The 25,307-nt window shown below is 34.5% G+C and carries 24 protein-coding genes; 11 read left to right on the forward strand and 13 right to left on the reverse strand.

Features of this window, described 5'->3' with window-relative positions; translation table 11 throughout:
- Positions 1-3 precede the first annotated feature (3 nt).
- From ligA to mnmD, 3 genes are read right to left on the reverse strand one after another with little or no spacing between them, the layout of a single operon-like run.
- The gene (gene ligA, locus A8143_RS12530; protein ID WP_070138338.1) at positions 4-2,025 is read right to left on the reverse strand and encodes an NAD-dependent DNA ligase LigA; all 2,022 of its coding nucleotides are present in this window, start codon (positions 2,023-2,025) and stop codon (positions 4-6) included.
- Positions 2,006-2,896 (reverse strand): TerC family protein, encoded by an 891-nt coding sequence (locus A8143_RS12535; protein ID WP_070138260.1) that lies wholly within the window; start codon positions 2,894-2,896, stop codon positions 2,006-2,008. Before A8143_RS12535 ends, ligA begins: the two co-directional genes overlap by 20 nt.
- Positions 2,897-2,938: 42 nt before the next feature.
- The gene (mnmD, locus tag A8143_RS12540) at positions 2,939-3,616 is read right to left on the reverse strand and encodes a tRNA (5-methylaminomethyl-2-thiouridine)(34)-methyltransferase MnmD (protein ID WP_070138261.1); all 678 of its coding nucleotides are present in this window, start codon (positions 3,614-3,616) and stop codon (positions 2,939-2,941) included.
- A gap of 33 nt (positions 3,617-3,649) precedes the next feature.
- On the opposite strand from mnmD, the gene A8143_RS12545 reads away from it, so the two are divergent.
- A complete protein-coding gene (locus A8143_RS12545) occupies positions 3,650-3,961 on the forward strand; it encodes a hypothetical protein (protein WP_070138262.1) in 312 nt (103 codons plus the stop codon).
- Positions 3,962-3,977: 16 nt separating this feature from the next.
- Here A8143_RS12545 and A8143_RS12550 read toward each other — a convergent pair whose 3' ends face one another.
- Complete coding sequence (locus A8143_RS12550; RefSeq protein ID WP_070138263.1) at positions 3,978-4,388, reverse strand: acyl-CoA thioesterase; 411 nt, start codon at positions 4,386-4,388, stop codon at positions 3,978-3,980.
- 228 nt (positions 4,389-4,616) lie between these two features.
- Here A8143_RS12550 and dnaA point away from each other — a divergent pair, with 228 nt between their 5' ends.
- Entirely contained in the window at positions 4,617-6,053 is a 1,437-nt protein-coding gene (gene dnaA / locus A8143_RS12555; protein ID WP_070138264.1) for a chromosomal replication initiator protein DnaA, read from the forward strand.
- 71 nt (positions 6,054-6,124) lie between these two features.
- Here dnaA and priA read toward each other — a convergent pair whose 3' ends face one another.
- The 3 genes from priA to A8143_RS12570 form a co-directional block, all read right to left on the reverse strand.
- On the reverse strand, positions 6,125-8,608 hold the full coding sequence (gene priA, locus A8143_RS12560; RefSeq protein WP_070138265.1) for a replication restart helicase PriA: 2,484 nt from the start codon (positions 8,606-8,608) through the stop codon (positions 6,125-6,127).
- Between the two features lie 65 nt (positions 8,609-8,673).
- Positions 8,674-9,102, reverse strand: coding sequence for a rhodanese-like domain-containing protein (locus A8143_RS12565; RefSeq protein ID WP_245676509.1), 429 nt, complete (start codon positions 9,100-9,102; stop codon positions 8,674-8,676).
- A complete protein-coding gene (locus A8143_RS12570; RefSeq protein WP_070138266.1) occupies positions 9,099-9,704 on the reverse strand; it encodes a hypothetical protein in 606 nt (201 codons plus the stop codon). Before A8143_RS12570 ends, A8143_RS12565 begins: the two co-directional genes overlap by 4 nt.
- A gap of 102 nt (positions 9,705-9,806) precedes the next feature.
- Between A8143_RS12570 and radC the strand changes: the two genes are divergently transcribed.
- The 7 genes from radC to A8143_RS12605 all read left to right on the forward strand — a co-directional run bounded on the left by radC (position 9,807) and on the right by A8143_RS12605 (position 16,755).
- Positions 9,807-10,502: a RadC family protein gene (radC, locus tag A8143_RS12575; protein ID WP_070138267.1), complete on the forward strand. Its 696-nt coding sequence runs from the start codon at positions 9,807-9,809 to the stop codon at positions 10,500-10,502.
- 83 nt (positions 10,503-10,585) lie between these two features.
- Entirely contained in the window at positions 10,586-11,734 is a 1,149-nt protein-coding gene (gene wecB, locus A8143_RS12580; protein ID WP_070138268.1) for a non-hydrolyzing UDP-N-acetylglucosamine 2-epimerase, read from the forward strand.
- A complete protein-coding gene (locus tag A8143_RS12585) occupies positions 11,728-12,981 on the forward strand; it encodes a polysaccharide deacetylase family protein (RefSeq protein ID WP_139134349.1) in 1,254 nt (417 codons plus the stop codon). Before wecB ends, A8143_RS12585 begins: the two co-directional genes overlap by 7 nt.
- On the forward strand, positions 12,978-14,090 hold the full coding sequence (locus tag A8143_RS12590) for an ABC transporter substrate-binding protein (protein ID WP_070138270.1): 1,113 nt from the start codon (positions 12,978-12,980) through the stop codon (positions 14,088-14,090). The genes A8143_RS12585 and A8143_RS12590 overlap by 4 nt, the downstream gene beginning before the upstream one ends.
- A 16-nt stretch (positions 14,091-14,106) precedes the next feature.
- Positions 14,107-15,120 (forward strand): iron ABC transporter permease, encoded by a 1,014-nt coding sequence (locus A8143_RS12595; RefSeq protein ID WP_070138271.1) that lies wholly within the window; start codon positions 14,107-14,109, stop codon positions 15,118-15,120.
- Positions 15,107-15,826, forward strand: coding sequence for an ABC transporter ATP-binding protein (locus A8143_RS12600; protein WP_070138272.1), 720 nt, complete (start codon positions 15,107-15,109; stop codon positions 15,824-15,826). The genes A8143_RS12595 and A8143_RS12600 overlap by 14 nt, the downstream gene beginning before the upstream one ends.
- Positions 15,823-16,755 carry a GSCFA domain-containing protein gene (locus tag A8143_RS12605; protein ID WP_070138273.1) on the forward strand — a complete coding sequence of 311 codons (933 nt, stop codon included), beginning with the start codon at positions 15,823-15,825 and terminating at the stop codon, positions 16,753-16,755. Before A8143_RS12600 ends, A8143_RS12605 begins: the two co-directional genes overlap by 4 nt.
- Here A8143_RS12605 and dinB read toward each other — a convergent pair.
- Genes dinB through A8143_RS12625 form a run of 4 tightly spaced genes read right to left on the reverse strand, consistent with a single transcriptional unit; the run spans position 16,744 to position 19,593 of the window.
- Entirely contained in the window at positions 16,744-17,841 is a 1,098-nt protein-coding gene (gene dinB, locus A8143_RS12610; protein ID WP_070138340.1) for a DNA polymerase IV, read from the reverse strand. The genes A8143_RS12605 and dinB overlap by 12 nt on opposite strands.
- Positions 17,831-18,487 carry an ion channel gene (locus tag A8143_RS12615; RefSeq protein ID WP_217494809.1) on the reverse strand — a complete coding sequence of 219 codons (657 nt, stop codon included), beginning with the start codon at positions 18,485-18,487 and terminating at the stop codon, positions 17,831-17,833. The genes dinB and A8143_RS12615 overlap by 11 nt, the downstream gene beginning before the upstream one ends.
- Before the next feature lie 10 nt (positions 18,488-18,497).
- Entirely contained in the window at positions 18,498-19,277 is a 780-nt protein-coding gene (locus A8143_RS12620; protein ID WP_070138275.1) for a tRNA pseudouridine synthase A, read from the reverse strand.
- A gap of 55 nt (positions 19,278-19,332) precedes the next feature.
- Positions 19,333-19,593: a hypothetical protein gene (locus A8143_RS12625; RefSeq protein WP_070138276.1), complete on the reverse strand. Its 261-nt coding sequence runs from the start codon at positions 19,591-19,593 to the stop codon at positions 19,333-19,335.
- Between the two features lie 134 nt (positions 19,594-19,727).
- Between A8143_RS12625 and A8143_RS12630 the strand changes: the two genes are divergently transcribed.
- Positions 19,728-23,618, forward strand: a complete 3,891-nt coding sequence (locus A8143_RS12630; RefSeq protein WP_070138277.1) for a GEVED domain-containing protein — start codon at positions 19,728-19,730, stop codon at positions 23,616-23,618.
- Positions 23,615-24,040, forward strand: coding sequence for a hypothetical protein (locus tag A8143_RS12635; protein ID WP_070138278.1), 426 nt, complete (start codon positions 23,615-23,617; stop codon positions 24,038-24,040). The genes A8143_RS12630 and A8143_RS12635 overlap by 4 nt, the downstream gene beginning before the upstream one ends.
- A 1-nt stretch (position 24,041) precedes the next feature.
- On the opposite strand, the gene A8143_RS12640 is transcribed toward A8143_RS12635, so the two are convergent.
- Both A8143_RS12640 and A8143_RS12645 read right to left on the reverse strand, forming a co-directional pair.
- Entirely contained in the window at positions 24,042-24,830 is a 789-nt protein-coding gene (locus A8143_RS12640) for a C40 family peptidase (protein WP_070138279.1), read from the reverse strand.
- Positions 24,831-24,835: 5 nt separating this feature from the next.
- On the reverse strand, positions 24,836-25,279 hold the full coding sequence (locus tag A8143_RS12645; protein WP_070138280.1) for a DUF7793 family protein: 444 nt from the start codon (positions 25,277-25,279) through the stop codon (positions 24,836-24,838).
- Positions 25,280-25,307: the final 28 nt, after the last annotated feature.

Raw genomic sequence — 25,307 nt, forward strand, 5'->3', positions numbered from 1 at the left:
GCGTTATGCGTTCGGATGATTAATCATTTTCAAAAAATCTCCTTCATTAATTATTTTCACCCCTAAATCATTTGCCTTGGCTAGTTTAGCAGGACCCATTTTTTCTCCTGCAATTAAGTAGGATGTTTTAGCTGAAATTGATCCTGTATTTTTTCCTCCATTTATCTCTATGAGTTCCTTTAGTTCTTTACGACTTACTTTTTCAAATACCCCAGAAACAACGAATGTCTTACCAGATAATATTTCACTTGATCCTTCAGCTTCTTCAATTTCAAATTTTAAACCATAATTCTTGAGCCGTTCAATTAATTGTTTGTTTTCGTGATCTTCAAAAAATAGACGTATGCTCTGAGCAATCTTTTCTCCAATTTCATCTACATTAATTAAATCTTCGAAAGAGGCATTCATCAACGATTCAATATTCTTAAAATGCTTGGCCAGTTTTTTTGCTACTGTTTCGCCAACATAACGTATTCCTATGGCAAATAAAACACTTTCAAAAGGGATGTCTTTTGAAGATTTTATGCTTTTAATTGCGTTGTTTGCCGATTTATCAGCCATGCGCTCAAGCTCGACTATATCATGGAAAGTGAGTTCATACAGGTCAGCATAATTATTTACGAGGCCTTGTTTGAATAATAAGTCAATTGTTTCTGGTCCTAGTCCATCAATATCCATGGCTTTACGCGAAATAAAGTGTTCGATTCGCCCTTTAATTTGTGGAGCGCACCCATTGTAATTTGGACAATAATGTTGTGCTTCTCCAGGCTTCCTTAACAAAAGGGTATTACATTGCGGGCAATGATTAATAAAATCAATTTTTACGGCGTTGTCTTTTCGCATTCCTAAATTTACACCTACAATTTTTGGAATTATTTCTCCACCTTTTTCGACATATACGAAATCACCTTCATGCAAATCAAGTTTTTCAATTTGGTCCGCGTTATGGAGAGATGCTCGTTTTACAGTTGTTCCGGCCAACAAAACAGGTGCTAGGTTTGCAACTGGTGTTATTGCACCTGTCCTGCCTACTTGATAGGTTACTTCATTCAATTCGGTTTGTACTTGCTCCGCTTTAAATTTATAGGCAATGGCCCACCTTGGACTTTTAGCTGTATAACCTAAATTTTCTTGTGTTTCGTATCGGTCGACTTTGATGACAATTCCATCTATTTCAAAAGGTAGATGATGGCGTTCTTTATCCCAGTGAGCAATAAACTCCATTATTTCATCAATAGATTGACATTTGGCAATCATTCTTTTTTGATAACTCGGAATTTTAAAGCCCCATTCACCAGCTTGTTCAACTGCTCGCGAATGACTTTCTGCTATTATTTTTTCTCCATAAACACCATACAAAAAGCAATCTAAACCGCGGTCTGCTACTATGGCCGAATTTTGCAGTTTTAGCGTGCCAGATGCAGTGTTTCTCGGATTTGCGTATAGCTCTTCTCCAAGTTCTTCTCGTTGTTCATTCAAAAGTTTAAAGCGTTCTAAAGGGAAAAAAATTTCTCCTCGAATTTCAAATTTTTCAGGAAAATCACCTTTTAGTTTTAAAGGGATGGTTTTAATGGTTCTGACATTAGTTGTTACATCTTCACCTTTGGTTCCATCACCTCGCGTTACCGCTTGTTTTAAAGCTCCATTTTCGTACCTAATTCCTATCGCAACTCCATCATATTTTAACTCGCAGACATATTCGGGTTGAGTAGGGGAGAGTTTTTGAACTCGATTTTCCCATTCAATAATTTCTTCTTCCGAATAAGTGTTGGAAAGCGAAAGCATTGGATATTCATGCTCAACTGTGGTAAATTTTTTAGTAATATCTCCACCAACTCTTTTCGTAGGACTATTATCTGAAGCAAATTGAGGGAATTTTGCTTCCAATGATTCAAGTTCCTTTAATAATTGGTCAAATGAATAATCGTCGATTAACGGTTGACTTAAAACGTAATAATTATAGTTGTGAGATTCAATTTCCCGACTTAAATCATCAATTCTTTTTTTAGCTTCCTGTTCTGTCATTTTTAGCGACTTGTTTTGATAATGCTTCTTTCTTTTTAATGAGGTTTTTTTGATATTTACTTTGTACAATATCAACTAATACAAGGACAGCAATCACAAAGTAAAATGTTGTTTTATTCATGGGTTCTACAGGGCTTCCTAGAATGTTTATTCCAGCTAAATGCCCCCCTTCAGATAAAAGCATTATTCCAACTATAAAAAGAATAAATAAACCCAATACCTCATACATTCTATTTTTCTGTAAAAATTTCGACACTTTATCTGCTAATAATATCATTAAAACACCACTAGCAACAATAGCGATTGACATTAAAATTAATTCGACAGTTTGATTACCGATATGATTGGTTAATGCCATTGCACTTAAAATAGAATCAAAAGAAAAAACAAGGTTCATTACAACAATCATCGCAATTACTTTATTTGCTGAAGCTGATTTTTGACCGTTATTCAGCTCGTTTTCAAAATCATGGTGAGAAATCATATGCCAAATCTCCTTAACGGCTGTGTAGATTATAAAACCACCCCCAACAAGAACAATTAAACTATGTATATTAAAAGTAGCATCCAGAATGCTGTGAATCGTTTGACCTTCGTAATGTCCATCAGTAACTTCTATTATATCCCCCCAACTAAAACTAAAAATCGGATCTTGAAAAAAAGAAATTACTGAGGTTAGAATAAATAAGAGAACTATTCTTAAAACAATTGCTATTCCTATTCCTGATTTGCGTACAAAAGATTGCTTCTTTTCAGGAGCTTTTTTGGATTCTAATGAGATGTATAAAAGATTGTCAAAACCTAAAACTGCCTGCAAAAGTATTAACATGAGTAAGGTAAAGACGTTGTGCCAGGTCAAAAGTTCAGTCATTTGAATTTGTTTTTAAAGATTAAAATTAGTTAGTTTTTCAATTTAGTGATTATTTTTTTCAGTCTTTATCGCTCTAGTCATTTCTCTTTTGCCGGGAGGACCTGGTAATGACTCAACAATAAAACCTGCAGATTTTAAGTTCCGCTTAAATTGACCTTGAGCACAATAAGTGACCAAAGTACCACCGGATTTAAGACTTTTGTACAGTTTTACCATTATTTCTTTTGTCCATAAGTCAGGTTGTACTCTTGGTCCAAACGCATCAAAATAAATCAAATCATATTCTTTTGGTTTTAAGTCAATTTCGATTAAATCAGCATTTATTTTTTTTAGTTGAAAAGTAGAATTAATTTTCGTTAAACCGTCCCAAGGTGCATTATGTAACTCGGTTAAAAATTCTTCAACCTCATTGTTATTAATAATTGTTTTGAAGGATAATTCATTTACAGTTGCTATTGCTAATGGATACTTTTCCAGAGCCGTATATTCAACTGAATTTTTTGCGTGAATGGACGTTAACAATGCGTTTAACCCAGTGCCAAGTCCCATCTCTAAAATTTTTAGTGTGCCACCTTTTCCTTCTGCATACCTTAACCCATGCTGGATAAAAACATGCATAGCTTCGTTAAAAGCGCCATGCGTCGAATGATACGTTTCATTTAAATGTGGAATTAACAAAGTTTTTGAATTGTCTCCAGTTACAATAATTTTCCTATCCATTAGTTTTATATCTTTGAACAAAAATACAAATCTATGATTCGAATTGGGGTGTTTGCTTTTTTAGGGCTATTAGTTTTTAACACGGGTTGTGAACGATGCATGAAGTGTACGTATTCTTACACTGAAACAACTATCGTGGAAACTCCAGACGGAGAAGAAGAACAGACGGTAACCTACGAAGAAAAGATTTTATTGGATTCAGACGGAGATGCGTTTGGTGAGGAGTGTTATAAAAGAGGAGAGTTTAAAAACGGAGCGAATCCATTTACAATTGAGAATTATTATGAGCTTGAAAAATCTAAAACGGAATTGGATAATTTCGAATACGATTGCTACGAGCTTTAATTCTTTTTTACGTTTCTTATTTAAGGCCTTTGAGTTCGAGTTGTTCGCGTAAATCTTGAGGCGCAATTGTTGGTTTCATATCTGTTTTTTTAACAAAGACTAACGTGGTATGCGCCTTGGTTAAAAGGTCGTTTTTTTCATTAAAAATTTCGTAGTCAAACTTAATTTTTATGCCAGGTAATTCTGAGATAGTTGTGTGAATAATAATCTCGTCATCATAGAAAGCTGGTTTAATGTATTTAACGTTATATTCCATCACGGGGAGCATGATGCCTTTCTCTTCCATCGCACGGTAGCTAAGCCCTAACGAGCGAAGCATCTCTACTCGACCAATTTCAAAAAATTGTGCATAATTTCCATAATAAACGTAACCCATTTGGTCCGTTTCACCGTATCTAACTCTTAATTTTGTCTGATGTGTATACATTTTATGTATATTCGTAATTCGGTCAATTTTCTCCCGTGATAAATTAATTTATTTTTCCGAATTGGGAGTGAAAAAAAAAGAAAAAAAGCAAAAAATTACAGAAGTAAAAAAAAGTGAAAAAACAATATCAAATGAATTTTTTTTATAACTTTTTTATGTGAATATTTGTTGACAAGTTGAAAAGCTGATTAGAAAAGATAATAAACAATATAATATACCCCTACCTGAATGAAGAATACAAAAAACCATGAATTGATTTGGGAAGATTGCTTAAAAGTAATCAAGGATAATATAAGCCTACAGAGCTATAAGACTTGGTTTGAGCCGATCGTTCCAATTAAATTCAAATCAAAGGTTTTGACATTACAGGTGCCATCTCACTTTTTCTACGAGTGGTTGGAAGAGCATTACATTGATCTACTTAAAAAGGTAATTAAAAAGGAAATTGGAGCGGATGCGAAGTTGGAGTATTCCATAATTATGGATAAGAGTGTTGATAAAAAGACACCTTATACAGTTAAATTGCCCACTTCAAGTAAGAAAAATTTATCAAACACACCGGTTTCGATGCCACTTAATGTTGGTGAAAACCAAATACGCAACCCTTTTATAATTCCGGGATTGAAAAAGGTGAACGTTGATTCAAATTTGAATCCAACTTATTCGTTTGATAATTTTGTGGAAGGAGATTGTAATCGACTTGCACGATCAGCTGCATTTGCTGTTTCAAATAAGCCAGGTGGAACGGCTTTTAATCCCTTATTAATTTATGGGGGAGTTGGATTAGGAAAAACTCATTTGGCGCATGCTATTGGAATTGGAATTAAAAATCAATTTCCAAACAAAACCGTGCTTTATACTCAAGCAGAAACTTTTACACGTCAGTTTATTGATTCAATAAAGAACAATACAACAAATGATTTCATTAACTTTTATAAGTTGATGGATGTTTTAATAATTGATGATGTACAGTTTTTTGCAGGAAAGGAAAAAACGCAAGATGCATTTTTTCATATTTTTAACCACTTACATCAAACTGGTAAACAGTTAGTCTTAACTGCTGATAAGGCGCCTGTTGAAATGAAAGGGATTGAGCAACGCTTATTATCTCGTTTTAAATGGGGATTGTCTGCTGATGTTCAGCCACCTGGGTTAGAAACTAGAATAGCTATCCTTGAAAAGAAAATTTACGGAAACGGTGTGGATTTACCAGCTGATGTTCTCGAATATTTAGCGTACAGTATTAATACAAATATTCGTGAGATGGAAGGGGCTTTGACATCGTTAATTGCGCAAGGTTCTTTAAATAAAAAATCCATTACCATTGAATTGGCTAAGAAGATGATTGACAAATTTGTCAAAAATACAGCCCGCGAAGTTTCAATGGATTATATTCATAAAATAGTTTGTGATTATTTCAATTTGCCGATTGAATTGCTTAAATCCAAAACACGTAAACGTGAAGTGGTGCAAGCCCGACAAATTGCAATGTATTTCGCAAAGAAAATGACAAAATGGTCGTTGGCGAGTATTGGAGCTCAATGCGGAGGTAAAGATCACGCAACAGTATTGCATGCTTGTCGAACAGTGAATAATTTAGCAGAAACAGATAAGCAATTCAGAGGTTATCTCGAAGACCTTGAAAAGAAACTAAACGTTAATTAATTATAAATCCCCAATTGTTGAAGTTGGGGATTTTTTTTGATTCATAATTCCTTCTGATCGTGCAATTTTACCTATTGCGGATCGACATCAATATCCACACGAATTGAACGAAAATCATGATCAGTGAGAAACGCATCAATTTTATCTTTGATGATTTTCTTTACTTTCGACGGCGAAGCATCACGTTCAAACTTCAACCGAATATTCATTAAATAAAAATTTCTGACACGACCAATTGGGGGAACTTCTGGACCTAAGACGCGGTCCTTAAAGACTTCTTGCAATTTCTTTGCTAAAACATTAGCGCCAAATTCTAGGGTATCTTTTTTTCGATGTTTTAATTTGAGTACTACAATTCTGAAGAATGGTGGGTAATGAAAGTTACGTCGTTCAATAACTTCTTGCTTATACATCCCTAAATAGTCATGTGCCATTACTTTTTGAATTATCCAATGGTTAGGATCAAAGGCTTGAATGATAACTTTTCCTCTTTCTTTTTTTCTTCCTGCTCTACCTGCAACTTGTGACATTAAATGGTAAGACCTTTCAAAGGCTCTGAAATCTGGGAAATTCAGCATTTGGTCAGCGCTTAAAATACCTACTAATCCAACATTGTCGAAATCTAAGCCTTTCGTTACCATTTGCGTGCCAATCAAAACGTCAATTTCTCGATTTTCAAAGTCGGATATAATATTTTGATAAGCATTTTTAGCGCGTGTAGTGTCAAGATCCATTCTTTTAATTACAATATCTGGAAAGTAAATTGAAAGTTCGTCTTCTATTTTTTCCGTTCCAAATCCTAACATTTTTAATTTTCTGCTACCACAACCTCCGCAAGAAGAAGGAGGAGATACGAAAAATCCGCAATAATGGCATTTTAAAGCGTTGCTTGATTTATGATAGGTTAGCGAAACATCACAATTTTTACACTGAGGGGTCCAACCACACATTTCGCACGACCATACCGGGTTGTAGCCTCTTCGATTTTGAAATAAGATAACCTGTTTTTTTTCTTCAAAAGCATTTTCCATTTCTTCCATAAGGAAAGAGGAAAAATGAGACTTCATTGTTTTTCGCTTCGTTTCTTTTTCTAAATCGGCACATAAAATCTCAGGCATTTGTACACCACCAAATCGCTCGTGAAGGTTTACCAGTCCATATCTTCCTTCGCTTGCGTTGTAATAGGTTTCAATAGATGGAGTTGCAGAACCTAACAATACTTTCGAATTGTACAGGTTACTCATCATTAATGCCGTATCACGAGCATTGTAACGTGGAGCTGGATCGTACTGTTTAAATGAGTTTTCATGTTCTTCGTCAACTATGATTAATCCCAATTTTTGAAATGGAAGAAATACGGAAGATCTTGCGCCTAGTATAATTCTAAATTCATTTAGGTCATTGGTTAACACCTTGTTCCAAATTTCAATGCGTTCATTTTGATTGAAACGACTGTGGTATACTCCAACGAGGTTACCAAAATATTTTTTTAACCTGGTTATTAACTGAGTAGTAAGTGCTATTTCTGGGAGTAAAAACAGTACTTGATTACCCAATTCTATTTGTTCTTGAATTAGTTTAACGTAAAGTTCTGTCTTACCAGATGAGGTAACACCGTGAAGCAGTACGATAGGTTTTTTCTTGTAAAATTCCTGAATTTCTGATAGAGCTTGGGTTTGTGCAGGCGATAATTCTTTTACTGCTTCCACCAATTGTTCTTTATCTCCCAGCCGAGATATTTCAGCAGTAAATATCGATATGATACCCTTTTTAGCTAGGGTGTTTAAAGATGAGACTGAAATATCCTCTGTAACAATTTGTTTTTTTAGGACAGGAATTTGTGTTCCATTTCTCCATCCGGTTTGATCAACAATTTTTAATAGAGCATTGACTTGCTTGTGATTTTTACTTGAGTTTTCAAGTTCATTTAAAAGACCCGAAAGTTGTTCGTCCGTTTTAATTTCTTCACTTACTTCAACAAACGAGGCGAATTTGGGACTGTATTTAGCGTTTAACTCTTCAGTTACAATTGCAACTCGTTTTTCTATTAAGCGTTTAATAATTGGCTGTATAGTTTTGATCTTTACAATTTCAGAAACTTCTTTCAGCGTAAGTTCTTCTTGTACTTGGAGTGATTCTAGTATCAAGAATTCTTGATCGGTTAGATGTTCATCCTCTCCATCATACTCCGGATGAAGGGAGATTTTAGTTTCAGAAGCGAGTTTGAAATTACTGGGTAAAGCAGCATTCATCACGTCGCCAATATCGGCCATATAATAATCAGAAATCCAATCCCAAAGTTTAAATAATTGGGGGGTAACGATAGGACGATCATCTAAGACCCCTTCAATATATTTTGCGGTATATTTTTGTGGGATTTCTTGATGAATCCTTTTAATTATGGCTGTATAATATTTAGCCTTTCCAAAAGGTACAATTACGCGTTTACCTTCGCCCAATAAATCGTTCATATCATATGGGACACGATACGTGTAGGTATTAGGTATACTTAAGGGTAAAATTACATCAACAAAATAAGTAATCCGCTCTGTCATATAACGAAGTTAGCAGATTTTATTCGAAATATTATGTGATGTTTCTTTTTAAAAGGAAGTTAAAACTAGCGGAGCCAAGCCATATATCCACCTTCCAAATTATAGATAGCTGTAAAGCCTTTATCTTCAAGTATTTTTTTAGCTTGACCTGATCTACCTCCAGATTTGCAATAAAGGTAAATGGTTCTGTTTTTATCTAGTTGATCTAATTCCGTTGAAAAATTTTCATTTAAAAAATCAACATTAATAGCTCCTTCAATCGAGCCTTCTGCGAATTCGCTGGGAGTTCTAACATCCAGTACCAGTGCATTAGGATCTTTTGCTAGTTTTTCACGAAAATCTTTTACATTAATATCCTCAACAATTTGTAAAGGACTAATTTGACTTTTAGGTGCATTATCTTCGTTTTCTCCGTTTGATTGTTCTTGAGAATTACAGCTGCTCATGAAAAAAGCAGCAATCATTACGGTTAAATAAATCTTTAATTGTTTCATATGGCTTGCATTTTTTGAATTGAAGGTTTGTCTCCTCGATGGAACCGATAGTTTAACCCAAAAGTAAGTAATTCTGGCGTCCAAATGCTTAATTCTAAGTTAAATCCAATTTTTTTTGTTAGAAAATAGTTCAGACCAATTGGAGTAAAACCTGTAATTACCATCGCCTTTTCAGGAAATGTTCTTCTCGCTTGATCATTTAGAAGACTAGGGTTATTGAACCAAAAATTGGCGCCAACGTTTAATTTCACATAGTATTCAAATCCTTTTCGATAAAATACAGTAAGAATTGGGCTTAAAGTAAAATAAGCAAAGGAGGCGCCATAGCGTTTGTGGTCATAAAAAATATTCATGTATTGATATCCTATTTTTCCTGAAACCGCAAAAATATCGCCAATAATTATATTGTGGTTGATACTAACGAGCGGAGAATGTGAAACAAATTCAAAATGATGTGTGCTGGAATCATTGAATGCTGAGATGTTTTGTTTGTATGTAAACTCTTCATGACTAAAACCTAAATTCAATTGCGTTAGACGGTTATAGACTTGCGAAAAACCCAAGTTTACAAAAAAGAAGAATATCAATATTAGTTTTGGCATCTTGTCATTCTTAATTCAAAAATAAAGATATTCTTAGTTTAATTTTCTGTTTATGATTAAAAAAAATGATTGGAGCTAAAATTTTATTTGATATCTTTAAGTATGATTAACCCAAAATCACTTTCAATAAAAGATTTGTCAAAGGACGATCGACCACGCGAAAAATTAATAGAAAATGGTCGTTCAACACTATCAACGAGTGAAATCATCGCAATTTTAATAGGTTCGGGCTCGAGTGAAAAGTCAGCCGTTGAATTAAGTCGTGAGATTCTTGAATCCGTTGAAAATAATTTAGATCGTTTGGCAAGATTGAGCATCCATGATTTGATGAAGTTTAAAGGCATAGGTATGGCAAAAGCTGTTAGTATTGCTGCAGCACTTGAATTGGGACGTAGAAAGCAAAATACAACAAGAAGTAAAGACGTTCAAATTCGATCTTCAAGGGATATTTTCGAATATGTACGAGAACGGTTTTTAGATCTAAATCATGAAGAGTTTTATATTGTTATCCTAAACAGAGCGAATAAAGTAAAATCAATTGAATTAATTTCGAAAGGAGGGATAAGCGGAACGATTGTTGATGGTAAAATTGTTTTTAAGAAAGCACTTGAGCAAACCGCATCTGCTATAATTCTTTGCCATAATCATCCATCAGGAAATCTCACACCTAGTCGAGCGGATCTTGAATTAACCAAAAAAATGAAATCTTTTGGAAACATGATTGATCTTCCTGTACTCGATCATTTAATTATAACTGATGATGGTTATTATAGTTTTGCCGATGAAGGTGTCTTTTAATTTTGTTCGAATCCTTTGTTTTTTCTATGCACAGCTTACCTAGGAAGTTATGAAATCTTATATTTGTTTAGAATTTAAGAAAAATGAAAATAATTACCATAATAGGTGCTCGACCTCAGATTATAAAATCAGCTGCTATCAGCAGGGCTGTTAGAGAAAAATATTCTGATGAATTAGAAGAAATTATCGTACATACAGGACAACATTACGATGAAAATATGTCGGCTGTTTTTTTTGATGAATTAAACATCCCTAGACCTCACTATAACTTAAATGTTGGTTCAGGTAGTCACGGTGCGCAAACGGCGAAAATGTTAGCAGGAATTGAGAAAATTTTACTAGAAGAAAAGCCAGATGCCTTGGTTGTTTATGGTGACACAAATTCAACTGTTGCTGGAGGTTTAGCAGCATCAAAAATATACATACCGGTAGTGCATATTGAGGCAGGTTTGAGATCTTTTAATAAGCGAATGCCAGAAGAACAAAATCGGATTTTATGCGATCATCTTTCAACATTGCTATTTTCACCGACTAAACAAGGTGTTGAGAACTTAAAACGAGAGGGTTTTAGGCAGGATGACGCCATAAAAGTTGATATTGACCACCCTAAAGTATACCATTGTGGTGACATAATGTATGATAATTCCTTGTACTTTTCGAAAGTGTCAGATGATAAATCTTCTTTGATTCAAGAACTAGATTTGACGGATAAGCCTTTTATTTTATCGACAGTTCATAGAAATGATAATACTGATGATCCAAAACGGTTAACCGCAATTTTTGAGGCATTGTTAGAAATAGGCTCAAAGAGTCAAACGCCAATTGTTCTGCCATTGCATCCAAGAACAAAAAAAATGATGGATGTTAACTTATCAGTAGAATTGCTCGGTAAGATTAAAAATTCAGCGTTCATTAAAATTATACCACCAGTTTCATTTTTAGACGTTATCGCCTTAGAAAAAAATGCTGATTTCGTGATTACGGATAGTGGGGGAGTACAAAAGGAAGCGTTCTTTTTTCAAAAACCGTGCATTATTCTTCGACCGGAAACCGAATGGATTGAGATCGTTAAGAATGGTAATGCCATTTGTTGTGATGCCGATAAAAATAAAATTCATAGGGCTTTTGAACAGTTATATAAAAATCAAAATTTAACATATCCAAATCTATTTGGTGATGGTAAAGCAGCAGAGTTTATTTGCCAAGAAATATTAAATCAAATTCGTTGCTAAAAATATTCGCTGAACATATCACGACACGGTTAACTTATGTCCTTGATTTTTGCTTTAAATCTAAAGGGGCTGACTATCAGCTGATGAGTTCGGTTGATGATTGGCAGTTACTTAAAGGTAAACACCTTAATTATTCCGGTTTGCCAATTGAATCAGCCAAACAAATTAGACCTGAAGGAATTTTGTTTGAAAGCGAAATATACCCTAATAAACAAATTGAACGTGTTAATAATTGTTTATTACTAGATGGTGTTGAAGACCATCTTGGGTTGATTTTCTATTTTTTAACTCAATATGAAGATTATTTCTGTGAGGATGTTGATCAGCACGGTAGAGTGCCAAGCTCACATTCATCACTTGTACGATTAAAACTCAATAAAACAGCTGTAGTTGATCGTCTTGTTCAAGACTTATGGAATGATTTAGAATTAGACTATGAACCGATTCGTGAGAATTATTCATTTTTACCAACTTTTGATATTGATATTGCCTGGGCATATAAGCAACGATCGTTTGTTCGCTCGATTGGGGCGGCAATTAAAGGGGGGCAATTAATAGATCGAATTAAAGTAGGAGCGGGTATTCGAAAAGATCCTTACGATACATACGATGTCATACGTGATATTGCCACAAAAACTGATGGTATATACTGTTTTGTTCTACTTGGTGATTATGGTCCTTATGATAAAAATATTCATTGGGAAAATAATGCATACGGCTCGTTAATCCGAGGATTAAATTTAGAAGGTGAGGTCGGAATTCATCCATCTTATGCTTCATTTTTGAAGCGATCAAAAGTAGCTGAAGAAAAAAAACGGCTAGTTGAAATTACGGGACATAATATAACAGCGAGCCGTCAACATTTTATGCGCGTTCAATTACCACATACTTATCAAGTGCTATGTGATATAGGTATCGAAGAGGATTATTCAGTTGGATTTGCTGATCAAATAGGTTTTAAAGCTGGAACAGCCTTTCCTTTCTATTTTTTTGATTTGAAAGAAAACAATGCTAAACCCCTAAAACTTTTTCCGTTCATGTATATGGATAGCGCATTGAAAGATTATTTAAAATATAATCCTAATCAGGCTATTCAAGAGGTTAAACAGCTTATAAATGAAGTAAAGGAAGTTGGTGGAGTATTTTCTTTTATCTGGCATAATAGCTCTATCAACAATTTAGGGGAATGGAAAGATTGGCGAATGGTGCTCGATGAAACAGTTAAAATAGGAAACAATATAGCATGAAGAATATCTTTTTTTTAAGCATTTGCTTCCTATTAATTTCTTGTGTCGAACACCAAGATAAAACGTCAGTTGAGGAGAATGTATTTACTGCTGAAGATAGAGTGGAGGTAAAGTACGCCAAGGGGTTTGAGGTATCTTATCACCAGGGGTATATCAAAATTACAACCCAATCTCATTCCAGTAATTCACAGTTTAAGGATAGCTTGTTTTTAATAACTGATTTAAATAATAATCTGCCCAAAGACGTTAAAAGACTTACAGCCGAGAAAACTGAATTTGCTTGTCAATCCTCAACTTACTTAGCTTTTTTTGATGCTTTCAAAGCGTTGGATATGGTGAAAGCACTTTGTGGAATTAAGTTTGTAAATCAAGATAGTCTAAAAGCTGAATTGGTTTCGAACGGCGTGGTTGAATTATGTTTGACGGACCAGATACAGGATGAAGCATTATTAGAGGCAAATCCTGACTTATTCTTAATCTACCCTTTTGGACGTTCTCAAGATAATAATTATAAGGAAAAGGGAATAAATACTTTGCTTATTGGAGAATACTTAGAAGAAACTCAAATTGCACGTTTAGAATGGATAAAGTTATTTGGTTTACTACTTAATCGAGCGGAAGAAGCGAACTTTTATTTTGATAAAATCCATGAGGAATATGAAGCTTTAAAGCGACAAGTGAAGCCCATTGAGAAAAGTTTTATTATGAACTTACCTTTTCAAGATCAATGGTTTATGCCTTCAGCCCAATCAGTTGGTGTACGGATGGTTGAGGATGTTGGAATTTCCTATTATTTCAAAGAAGCCGGAGGTACAGAGAATGAGGTATTTTCAAAAGAGGCTATTTGGGATGTCGGTACCAAAGCTGACTATTGGATTATTATCGCAAATCGTAAACCTAATTTTTCATTAAATGACCTGTTGAGTGAGTCTCCTGTTTATAAAACGTTTAAGTCGGTTAAAAACCAGCAGGTCATATTTTGCAATACAGCAGATGTTGATTATTTTGCAAAAGGTATTATTGAGCCCCAAATAATCCTTAAAGATTTGCTATATGCGACAAAACAAATTGAGTATCACACTCCAGTTTATTTTAAACGATTAAAGTAGCAGTAAGTTTTTGAAGATGAAACAGTGGAAAAATGATATATTTCTCTTGATCATTCTGTTTTGCGGGGTAATATTGTTGTGCTTGTTAAATATTTTAAATGGAGATGTTGCAATTGGATTGCACGATGTCATCAAATTATTGTCTGGTGGAGCTGTAGATAATCCTTCGTGGTCTTACATTATTGAAAATAGACTAAATCGTTCTATTGTTGCAGTTTTTGCCGGTGGAGCCTTGGGTGTATCGGGATTAATTTTGCAGGTTTTTTTTCGTAATCCATTGGCCGGTCCAGGTGTTCTAGGGATAACCTCTGGAGCTTCTTTAGGAGTAGCTATTATCGTTCTAGGCGGAGCAAGTTTTGGTTCAACTTGGGGAAATATTGGTATTGTAATTGCTGGACTTGTAGGTGCTCTAGGGGTTTTATTTTTACTCCTAATTATTGCTCGCTTTATCCAAAATTCAGTCACCCTTTTAGTGGCAGGTATAATGTTCGGATATTTTACATCGGCTTTTATAAATGTGCTTATTCTATGGGCTGATAAAACAGAGACCAGGGATTATAATGTATGGAGTTTGGGTAGTTTTGAAGGGCTTTCTTCTTTTGAAGTGGGGCTATTTACGAGTATCATTGGATTTGGATTTATTTTGACGTTTTTATTGATTAAACCTCTGAACGCTCTTGTAGCTGGGAATAATGCCGCTGCCTCACTTGGAATTAATATTAAACAAACTCGTAACTTAATTATCTTAATCACAGGGGTTTTAGCATCAATTGTAACTGTCTATTGCGGTCCTGTTGGGTTTATAGGAATTGCCGTTCCTCAGTTTATTCGTGTTCTCGTTAAGTCAAAAAATCATGCAATTGTCTTACCCTTGGTTTTTCTAGGAGGAGGCTTTTTAGCAATCTTAGCCGATTTTACTGTACGAATGTCAAGTAACGCATTACCTTTAAATACCGTCACTGCAATAATAGGTGCTCCCATAATTATTTGGGTAATTATAAACTTAAATCGTAAAAATGTTAGCATTTAAAGATTTAAAAATAAAAGTAGGGGGACGTCTTCTTTTCGAATCGCAAGATTTCGAACTGAAAGGAGGAGTTATTGCGTTAGTTGGTCGAAATGGAGTTGGAAAATCTACTCTATTGAAAACAGCCACCGGATTGCATAAGGAGTTTGAAGGAAAAATTATGCTCAATGATAAGCCTATTAATGCGTATACACGAAATGAATTAGCGAAAGAAATTTCTATTGTACACGCAAAGAATAATATCTTTGGAAATCATAGTGGGAGAGATGTTTTGTTATTAGGAAGGTTGCCGTATCAAAATGTTTTTGCAAAAACAAAGAAAGATGACCTTCGTATAGTAAATCAAATAATAGAAGAACTTGACCTAGCATCAATTGCTGATCTCGAGTTTAGCTCTTTAAGTGATGGTGAAAAACAATTAATAATGATAGGAAAAGCACTTGCCCAAGAAACTAAGGTTATTCTATTAGATGAACCTGGAGCATTTTTGGATCTTGTGAATCGGTTCAAACTGAAAGCACTCATTAAAAGGATTGCGACTGAACAACGAAAACTGATATTGTATTCAACTCACGATATCCAAGGATTGGAATCTCAGGTGAACCATGTTTTATTGATCACGCAAAAGAAGTTAATAATGCTGAACGATCCTCATCAATTTGAATCAACAATTTTGTCAAGTTTTGGTTTAAAGAGTGACGAAATATGAAATTTAGAACAGAAGTAATAATAGGGAAGCAGGATAAAGATATCCAGCATAGCCACCGAATAATGACAATTGGCTCATGCTTTGCAAATCATCTTTATTCCTTTTTAGAAAAAGGTGGATTTCATACTGTTCATAACCCTTTTGGCATTTTATTTAATCCTCTTTCAATCTCAAAAAACATTCATAATGCATTAGATCATCATGAAAATGACAAATTGTTTGTAGAAAGGGATGGTCTTCATTTTCATTACGATTTTCACTCGAGCGTTTTCGGTTCGAATAAAAAGGAATTACTCGAAAATATTCAAAATATTCAAAAACAGTTTGTAAAAAACATTAAGGAGACTGATTTTCTCGTTATTACATTTGGAACGACATGGGTTTATAAGGAACTGAATACTCAGGAAATTGTAGCAAATTGTCATAAAATCCCTCAATTTCATTTTCAAAAAATAGGTCTCAAACTTGAGCAGCTAAAGAGTATATTTATAGACTTATTTAAACGACTGCTTGAATTTAATCCCGGTTTGAATATTGTTTTGACAGTCAGTCCTGTAAGACATGTTAAAAACGGCTTGCATGAGAACAACATCAGTAAATCTACTTTATTATTATTGACCGATTATTTAGAAAAATCATTTCAGGAGATTAGTTATTTTCCCTCCTACGAGTTGGTATTAGATGACTTAAGAGATTATCGTTTTTTTGAGCAAGACTTGATTCACCCTAATGCTCAAGCAGTAGATTATGTGATGGAAAAATTTTCAGCATCCTACTTTAATGAAAAGACAGCTAAAATTGTCCAATTATCGAATAAATTAGTGCAGTTAAATGCGCATAAGTTCTTACATCCGAATGAAGAAAATTTTCGCAAAAAACAACATAAATTGGCGAATCTACAAGCGGAAATTGAAAGATTAAAAACTTAATTTTAATTGATGATTTGTCTGTAAATTTCTTTCTTCTTCTATTTCTAAATTAGAAACAGTAACCCCTAATAGTCGAACAGGTAAATTCAGCGCTTTTTGATTAAGTAATTCGATGATGTTTTCATAAATAAGTTCTTTGCTTTGAGTGAAATTCTGAATGGTTTTACTCCTTGTTTGAACGCTAAAATCATTATACTTAATTTTGAGTGTAATCGTTTTTCCCTTTGAGTTATTTTGACATAAACGATCGGCAGTTGTCGTCGAAATTTTAAATAAAGAGCTAACAATGTCATCTTGATGGACTAAATTTTTTGCAAAAGTTCTTTCCGTTCCGACAGATTTTCTTATTCGATCTGGCTGAACTGGACTATTATGAATTCCGCGAACAATATTGTAAAAATGCTGTCCCGATTTACCAAAGGTTTGAACCAGAAATTCAAGCGAATGTTGTTTGAGTTGATATCCATTATAAATACCCCAACTGTTCATTTTCTCTGCAGTAACCTTTCCAACACCATAAAATTTGGAAATAGGTAATCGCTCTAAAAACAGAAGTACTTCATGCGGTTTAATTGTCATTTGACCATTTGGTTTATTGATATCACTCGCAATTTTGGCCATAAATTTATTAATGGAAATACCTGCTGAAGCAGTTAATTTAGTCTGCTCAAATATTTTCTGTCTGATTTCTGATGCTATCTCAGTTGCAGATTCATGACCGTGCTGGTTAGCAGTCACATCTAAGAAAGCTTCATCTATTGAAAGGGGTTCAACCAAATCTGTATAATAATTGAAAATTTCACGCACTTGCCTCGACACCGCTTTATATCTCTTAAAATTGTGTTTTACGAAGATTAAATCTGGACATTTTTTCTTTGCAAGTGCACTAGACATGGCTGATCTTACGCCATACTTTCTGGCTTCATAGCTCGCTGCAGCAACTACTCCGCGATCTTCACTACCACCAACCGCAATTGGTTTCCCTCGAAGTTCAGGGTTGTCTAATTGTTCAACTGAAGCAAAAAACGCATCCATATCAATATGAATGATTTTACGATGAGGACCCGGTAAATGATTATTCGCCATTGCTTTTTTTGTTGATGTATTTTCCAATTACAGTGCCTGTTACAAATACACTATAAAAGTTTCCTAATAAAGAAACTAGCATTACCGCTTTCTTAGCTTGCTGTGTAAGTGGAACTATATCACCATACCCAATAGTTAAAGCAGTGATAAAACTAAAATAGTTGATGTTTTGAAATTTTTCTTCATTCGATCCAAGATTAGAAAATGAAAACGGTGTTTGATTTTCGATAATTAAGAAGAGAAGTGAAGCAATAAAACAAAGTAATATAAAGCCTGAAAATACAGCAATTATCATACTTAACCCTACTTTTTTTGTGTTAAAAATTTGCCGATAAGTTTCAACTGAAATACTGATAAAAAAGAAAATGTATAATAAACTGTTAATGGAACGAAGTAGCGGTATTTCGATAAAGATTCTCAACACTTCTGTAGCTAATACCAATGAAAAACACAGAAGGAACAATGTTCGCCATGTTTTTTGAGTGTAGAATAAGAATATTCCTGCAATAAATGTTTGCGCAAATAAAAAGGGTTGGATGAAGCTATGCCATTTTACAGGGATAAATAATTGCCCGAACAATAGAATTAGTAAACTTGCTAAAACTATTTCATGCTTAAATAGGGCTAATTTTTGCATTTTGATCATAATCCGATCTTTATTTATCAAATTTGATTTCATTTAAAATTAACCCCGACCCAGGAGCAATAGTTTCCATCAATTCAACAGGTTCAATTCCTTTCAGGTGGTCTTTAATTTTATCAATTGTTGTTTTTCCCCTACCTAAATTAACCAGCTCCGCCATAATAAGTCGGACTTGATAACGTAAAAATCCTTTCGATTGTATTTTTAGAATATAGGATTCATTGGGGAAAAAGTTAGCGGTATAAATGCTGTTTTGCTCAATACTGCAATGTATTATTTCTCGAATTAAATTTGTATGTTCGGCGGGTTTTGTGCAATAACGTTTAAAATTATGCTTTCCTTCAAATATTTTAGCTCCTTCCTGCATTTTTTCTAGCGCTAACTTACCTTTGAAATAAGTCATGATTGATGCGGTAAATGGATGAGGCTTTTCACCAAAAGTGAATAAATACAAATATTCCTTAGTTTTCGCAGTGTTTATAATGTTGAATTTTTCATCTACTTCTTCTATGGATAGCGCTCTTATATCTGAAGGTAAATTTGAATTAAACGCTGCTAGAAACCATGCTTGATCAATTGGTTCATCCAAAAACAATTCAAAAGCACTATGTTCAGCGGAAACTCTGGCATCTGTCCTGCTCGTTCCCAATGTTTTAAAAGGTTGATCTCCCAAGACAAATTTTACAGTTTTATCAATCATTAAATGAACTGTTTTATGTTTGGGTTGTTTTTGCCAACCGTGAAATCGAAATCCTAAATACTGAATATGGATGAGGTAATAAAATTGCTTCATGAATTTATGTCAAGACCAAACCACACAAAAATAGTAATTCCTATAAAAGAAAAGTCTATAACAGATATTCATGCGAGATACCAAAGAGTAATGAAAACACGATTACCGTTATGACAATGGTGGTGATAGTTTTTTTCCTTTTTTGAGCTTTTAAATGACTGCTGAATTGTTTTAATTCAGTCGAATTCATTTTGTTTTTAAAGATCAGAGGTTGCCCCATTTTTGCTTTATATGTAGGACTCGACCGCTCTCTTGTTGGAATTTTATTATTTTTTAATGAAGAAATCATTGCTGAGATAGAACCTCCTGCACCCATATAGCTAATTTTTAAAGTAATATACTAAATAAATTAGTGTTTATCAAGATTTCATCTTGTTATCTGTTAAGTACTTTGGCTATTATGATTGATAATCAGATGATAATTATTAAATTGTCCACTAAACGCAACGCATGAAACAACTGTTACAATTATTCTTATTGTTTATTCTTTCTTTTCCAAAGCAGAGTTTAACGCAGCAATCGTATAAAGAACTAATATTGGATAATTCAGTGAACTTCTATGAAGTTTGCGCTGTTGCAGATGCGTATTTTGAAACAATTGATAAACACGCTAAAGGTTCCGGGTACAAAGGGTATCAAAGGTGGAAGTATCATAACGAATCCAAGTACTATCCCAGTGGAAATCGTTCTTCAGAAGATCCGTATTTTCTACAAAAATCATATCAAAAGTTTATTGAAAATTCTAGTTCAAGCGAACATTTAAGCTTACTTTTTGAGGATGGATGGGAAGAAGTAGGTCCTATAACCGTTGACAGTATAACCGGACATTATGCTCCTGGATTAGGCAGAGTTGAGTGTTTTTATGTTCATCCTGACGATGAGGATTTAATTTATATGGGATCGAGAAGTGGAGGTTTTTGGAAGTCAACTAATGGAGGAGATTCATGGGAAGGCGGTTCCACCGATTTTTTATTTGCTTCTGGTGTAAATACAATGACAGTTTCACCTACCAATTCAGATTCAATTCTTATCAATTTGAGAAATGCAGGTAATGGCTATACACATGGGTTGTATCGTTCGACTGACGGAGGAGACTCTTGGTTCGAATCGAATTTTAATCCTATGACGCTTGATAAAGGCGGCTTAGGGAGTAATTTTCGCATAAATCAAATTGCCTATCACCCCAGAGTCAGTGATTTAATTTTTATTGCGGCGAGTGATGGATTGTATCGGTCAGAAGATAACCTAGCAACATGGTCCAAAGTAACAAGTGGGAGTATTTCTGAAATAGAATTTCATCCTGTCGATAATTCGATTATCTATATTTATGATTATTACTATTGGGGACCAAATAAAAATAAGGTGCTACGCTCTACAGATCAGGGGATTACTTTTTCAGGTTCGGCGGAAATTATTGGCAATGATAATAATACGAATGTTCATCTTGATGTCAGTCCAATTTGTGAAGACTGCCTTTATTTCGGATCTGGAAATGGACTATGGATTTCTTATGATAAAGGATTGAATTTTGAATTTCGTGCCAATCCTGATATGAGTAGCGAAGGTTTTGCAATAAGTGATGTCGATACTATGTTCATGACTTATGGGGGAATTGATGCTTTTGCTTCAAATAATGGAGGAATCAGTTTTGATCAAGTTACATGGTGGGGCTTATGGGCGGCTCCTTTTGACGGTGACCAATATGTGCACGCTGATATGCGTTCGGCCGAATGTATTGATGGTAATTTTTATTTGGCTACAGATGGTTATTTAGCCAAGAGTAGCGACAATGGGATATCGTGGCAAAGATTATGTGATGATGTTGGAATACGTGAGAATTATACTTTAGGAGTAAGTCAATCCAATCAATACATTACGATGGTAGGGTCTCAAGACAATGGAACGAGTATTAAACTGGAAAGTGGATGGATTGAGTTTGCTGGTGCAGACGGTATGGAAGCCATCATTCACCCCCTCAATGAAGACTGGATGATTTCGAGTTACCAATATGGCGGAAGAAGAAGAACATTGGATCGAGGTCAGACACAAACAAATGTTTCTCCTCCAGATCACTCTTCTGCATGGGTTGCTCCTATGGCATTTGATCCAAATGACCATATGACCGTTTATCATTTCGGTGTAGATGTTCACAAAAGTACAGATTATGGAAATTCCTGGGAGGTAAAAGGGTCGCCAAGTTTTGGCGGAGAAATTCAAGAAGCAGCAATTGCAGAAAATAATTCACAATTAATAATTGTCTCTAGAGGTCAAGATATCGAATTATCGGATGATGGTGGCGTGACATTTACAGATATTCAAGGAGAATTGCCTCCTTATGCTATCACAGACATTGCTTTTGACCCTAGATTTGATAGTACCGTTGTGGTTACTTATAATCGTTATCAAATTGATGGCCAAAAAGTATTTATAACACACGATTTAGGTGAAACATGGGAAAATATAACGGCTAATCTAGAGGATATGCCAATACGTGGTGCGGTGATTGATCATGATAACAATAGAAATATTTATCTGGCAGGCGAAATCGGAGTTTATGTAAAGGAAATGGAGGAAGAAGAATGGGAGTTATACAATGAGGATTTGCCAAATTGTATGAATTATGAGTTGGATATTGTATATGGTTCAAATACCTTAAGAACAGCGACATGGGGCAGAGGTGTATGGGAATTTACACTTAATGGCCGAACAGCCTATCCTACAATTCTTAAAACGGATATAACAAATCCGCCTACTTTTACTACTCCAGCAGAAGGTTCTGAGCAATATGTGACCTCAATTATTACTTATGATTATGAATTAGATCACGCAGAGGTCCTATGGTCAATTGATGAACCAACCTTTGAAAATACCATACCCATGATAAACACTGAGGATACAACTTGGGTAGCTGAAGACCCAATTCCAAGTTTTCCTGTTGGCACAAAGGTATTCTTTAAAGTAAAGGCGGTAGGTGAATTTACCGAGTATTCGGAAACATACAAATTTATGTATACTGTTCAACCATTTGAATATTGTACAAGCCATGGTAACATGTCTTGGGAAACGGCAGTAACACGAGTTACGTTAAACGATCTAGATAATTCTTCTGGCAAGTTAGCGCCATATACGAGTTATGTGGATTTAGATACAGCTAATTTGTATCAAACAATGACATATGATTTATCGGTAAATCTCAATACGGATGGTCCCTATACGATACACTCTAATGCATGGATAGATTGGAATAGGGATGGAGATTTTACAGATCCGGGAGAATCTTATGATTTAGGAACTGCGAATGACGAAGTTGATGGGGCAACAAGTTTATCTCCTTTAGAAATTACGGTGCCTGAAGATGCTCATTTGGGTAAAACAAGAATGAGAGTTTCAGCAAAATATCCATCTGATGCGGATCCATGTGAAGAAGGATTTGATGGAGAAGTGGAAGATTATACAATTTTTATCAAACCTTTAATTAATTTAGATTACACGATTTCTGAGCATGAAATTTGCGAAGGGAAAATGATTTATTTTGAATATACAGGTTCACCAATTGACGCAATAGATTGGGATTTTATGGGGGACGGGGTGATATTTTCTTCTGATAAATTCATTGATTCATTGTTACTACCGGCAGGAGCGTATAATTTGAGTATTGAGGCATGGGAAGGTGAAATATCAGCAGTCGATTACTTGTTTGAAGCAGTTATTGTTCATCCCAACATAGAAGCCTTTGAAACAAAGGAGATTTGTAAAGGGGATGAGCTAGAATTTGGGACACAAACGTTGACTGCGGAAGGTGTGTATACAGAATTATTTGAAACTATTCATGGGTGCGATTCGATTGTTACATTGACTTTATCTTATTATGATTTACCCACAACTGTAGAGCAGGATGGATTTTCTCTTGAGGCGACGTTGCCGGATGTATCGTACCAATGGGTTGATTGTAACGAAGATTATGCTTTTGTGGTTGGTGCAACAGAACAACTATTTAGTCCTGTTGAAAATGGGAGTTACGCGGTTATTATTGATGATGGGGTTTGCTCAGATACATCAGATTGCTTTAACATTGCTGGACTACGCACGGGAGAAGAAGTTGAACGTTTTATAACTATTTATCCCAATCCTTCAACTGGCGAATTTTCAATTCAATTGAATAGAAATTATAAGAACATTGACCTAAAAATTTATTCTGCTGATGGTAAAGTAGTTTATGAAAAGTCAGAGACGAACAGTGCGACTGTAAATGTGACCACAGATTTGGCAACAGGCACTTATTTTTTAGCCGTCCAAATTGCTGAAAATGAAAAATCAGTCATAAAAATAATTATTGAATGAGGTATTTATTAGGGTTAATTTTGGGGGGTGTTTTTGTGAGTTGCGCCATTCATAGTCAAATAAAAGTAGTTGATAATTTACCTATTGATTTTGTAAAACCTTTTTATAAAATGATTTACCCCGGTGATAAAGAGGGGGACAAAGAAATGCTATTAGTTTTAGCATATGAAGGAGAACTTAATGACATCACTTTAGACAGCGTTTATTTTAGAGGATATCATCAAAAACTAACAGAAAAAGTGCGTTCAGGATATAAAGTCTTTCAAGCTAAATTTAAACTTATGGCAAATCATAAATTTATTGAGTGCCCAGTTGATATTTCAAACGAGCAGGCATTGATTTCTTTTAGTGATAAAACCGGATTAAAGCAATATTACCTTGTTCCAAAAGTCGTTGAAGAAAAGCCGGTTTATAGGCCTTAGTCTATGCGGTAAATCTTCGAATCTCTAAAAGTTGATGGGTGATTTTATCAAAATCTTTTCGATAAATGCCTTTTTCATTAAAATTGTCTAATCGAACTGCTCCAGAAGCGTGCAATATTTCATCTTTAGAAGTCAATATTCCTACATGATGAACTTTTCCATTTTTGTTTATAAAGAAGGGTACATCACCTGCTTTTCGATCATTAAAAGGCACATGAAGACCTTCCTTTACTTGTGTTGATGCATCACGACTTAAAAAAATATTATGCACTTTGAAAACAGTTTGTACTAATCCTGAACAATCAATTCCAAAAATAGATTTACCTCCCCAGAGGTAAGGAGTGTTGAGGTAACCCATCGCAGTTTCAATGAGGTTTTGCTTAAAGTTATTGGGTTTTACAGATAACGTATAAACTTCTTCCCCAAGTATAAAACTCTCATTTTCTGTGAGAGGGATTTTAGCTCCAAGCATGATGTTTTGAACACCTCTTGGTCCTGTTAGCCTTAAAAGTGGGTCCTTCACATAAATGAATTCTTGATCCAAATACTTATTATTTTGTTCCTCATTTAAATAAGTCAACTGTTTAAAATCTAACCAACCTTCGTAATCATCAGCTGGAAAACTAACTTTAAGCCAAGGAAGTTGCTTTTCAAGAATGCGAACATTATCGCCAAAGTGCATTTGTGTTACAATTTCAGCTTCATCACTCGGCGTTTTACGAATAGGAATAATTGAAAGGTTGCAAACTCCGAAAGATTTTACTTCGAACTTGTTTAGATTAATTTTCATTTTATTTATTGAGCTTTAGCTAAATCAGAAGAGTTGTTATAATGTTCGTGAGCGTATTTTTCGGTTAACCACATGCGTGCACTCTTAGCATTTGAGAATATTTTTGTAGCATAAATTGGACGATAAAACCGAATGTAAAATTTAACAAGCAGACGAATCGGTAAATTATTAATCACTATCGCATTTGCTTTAATTTGTTTCACCGTTCTTGCTTCCCGAGCCAGAAATTTTTGCGCATCAGATACCATTGAACCGTAACTGTTTTCAAAACTACAGAACAAATAAAATTTATTTCCTTCAGTTTTTTCAAAAATAATTTGATCTAGTTTTAGGACTGTTTCCATATTAACGTCAACTTCCTCAGGGTAATACAGTTCTACAAAATTTTTATTAATAATCTTAACTTTTAGATTATCAAATTCTATCTTGTATGTTGATTGACTACTCATGAACTACGCTTAATCCTAAATATAGTGA

The organism is Crocinitomix algicola (genome assembly GCF_001661595.2).
Taxonomy (GTDB): Bacteria; Bacteroidota; Bacteroidia; order Flavobacteriales_D; family Crocinitomicaceae; genus Crocinitomix; species Crocinitomix algicola.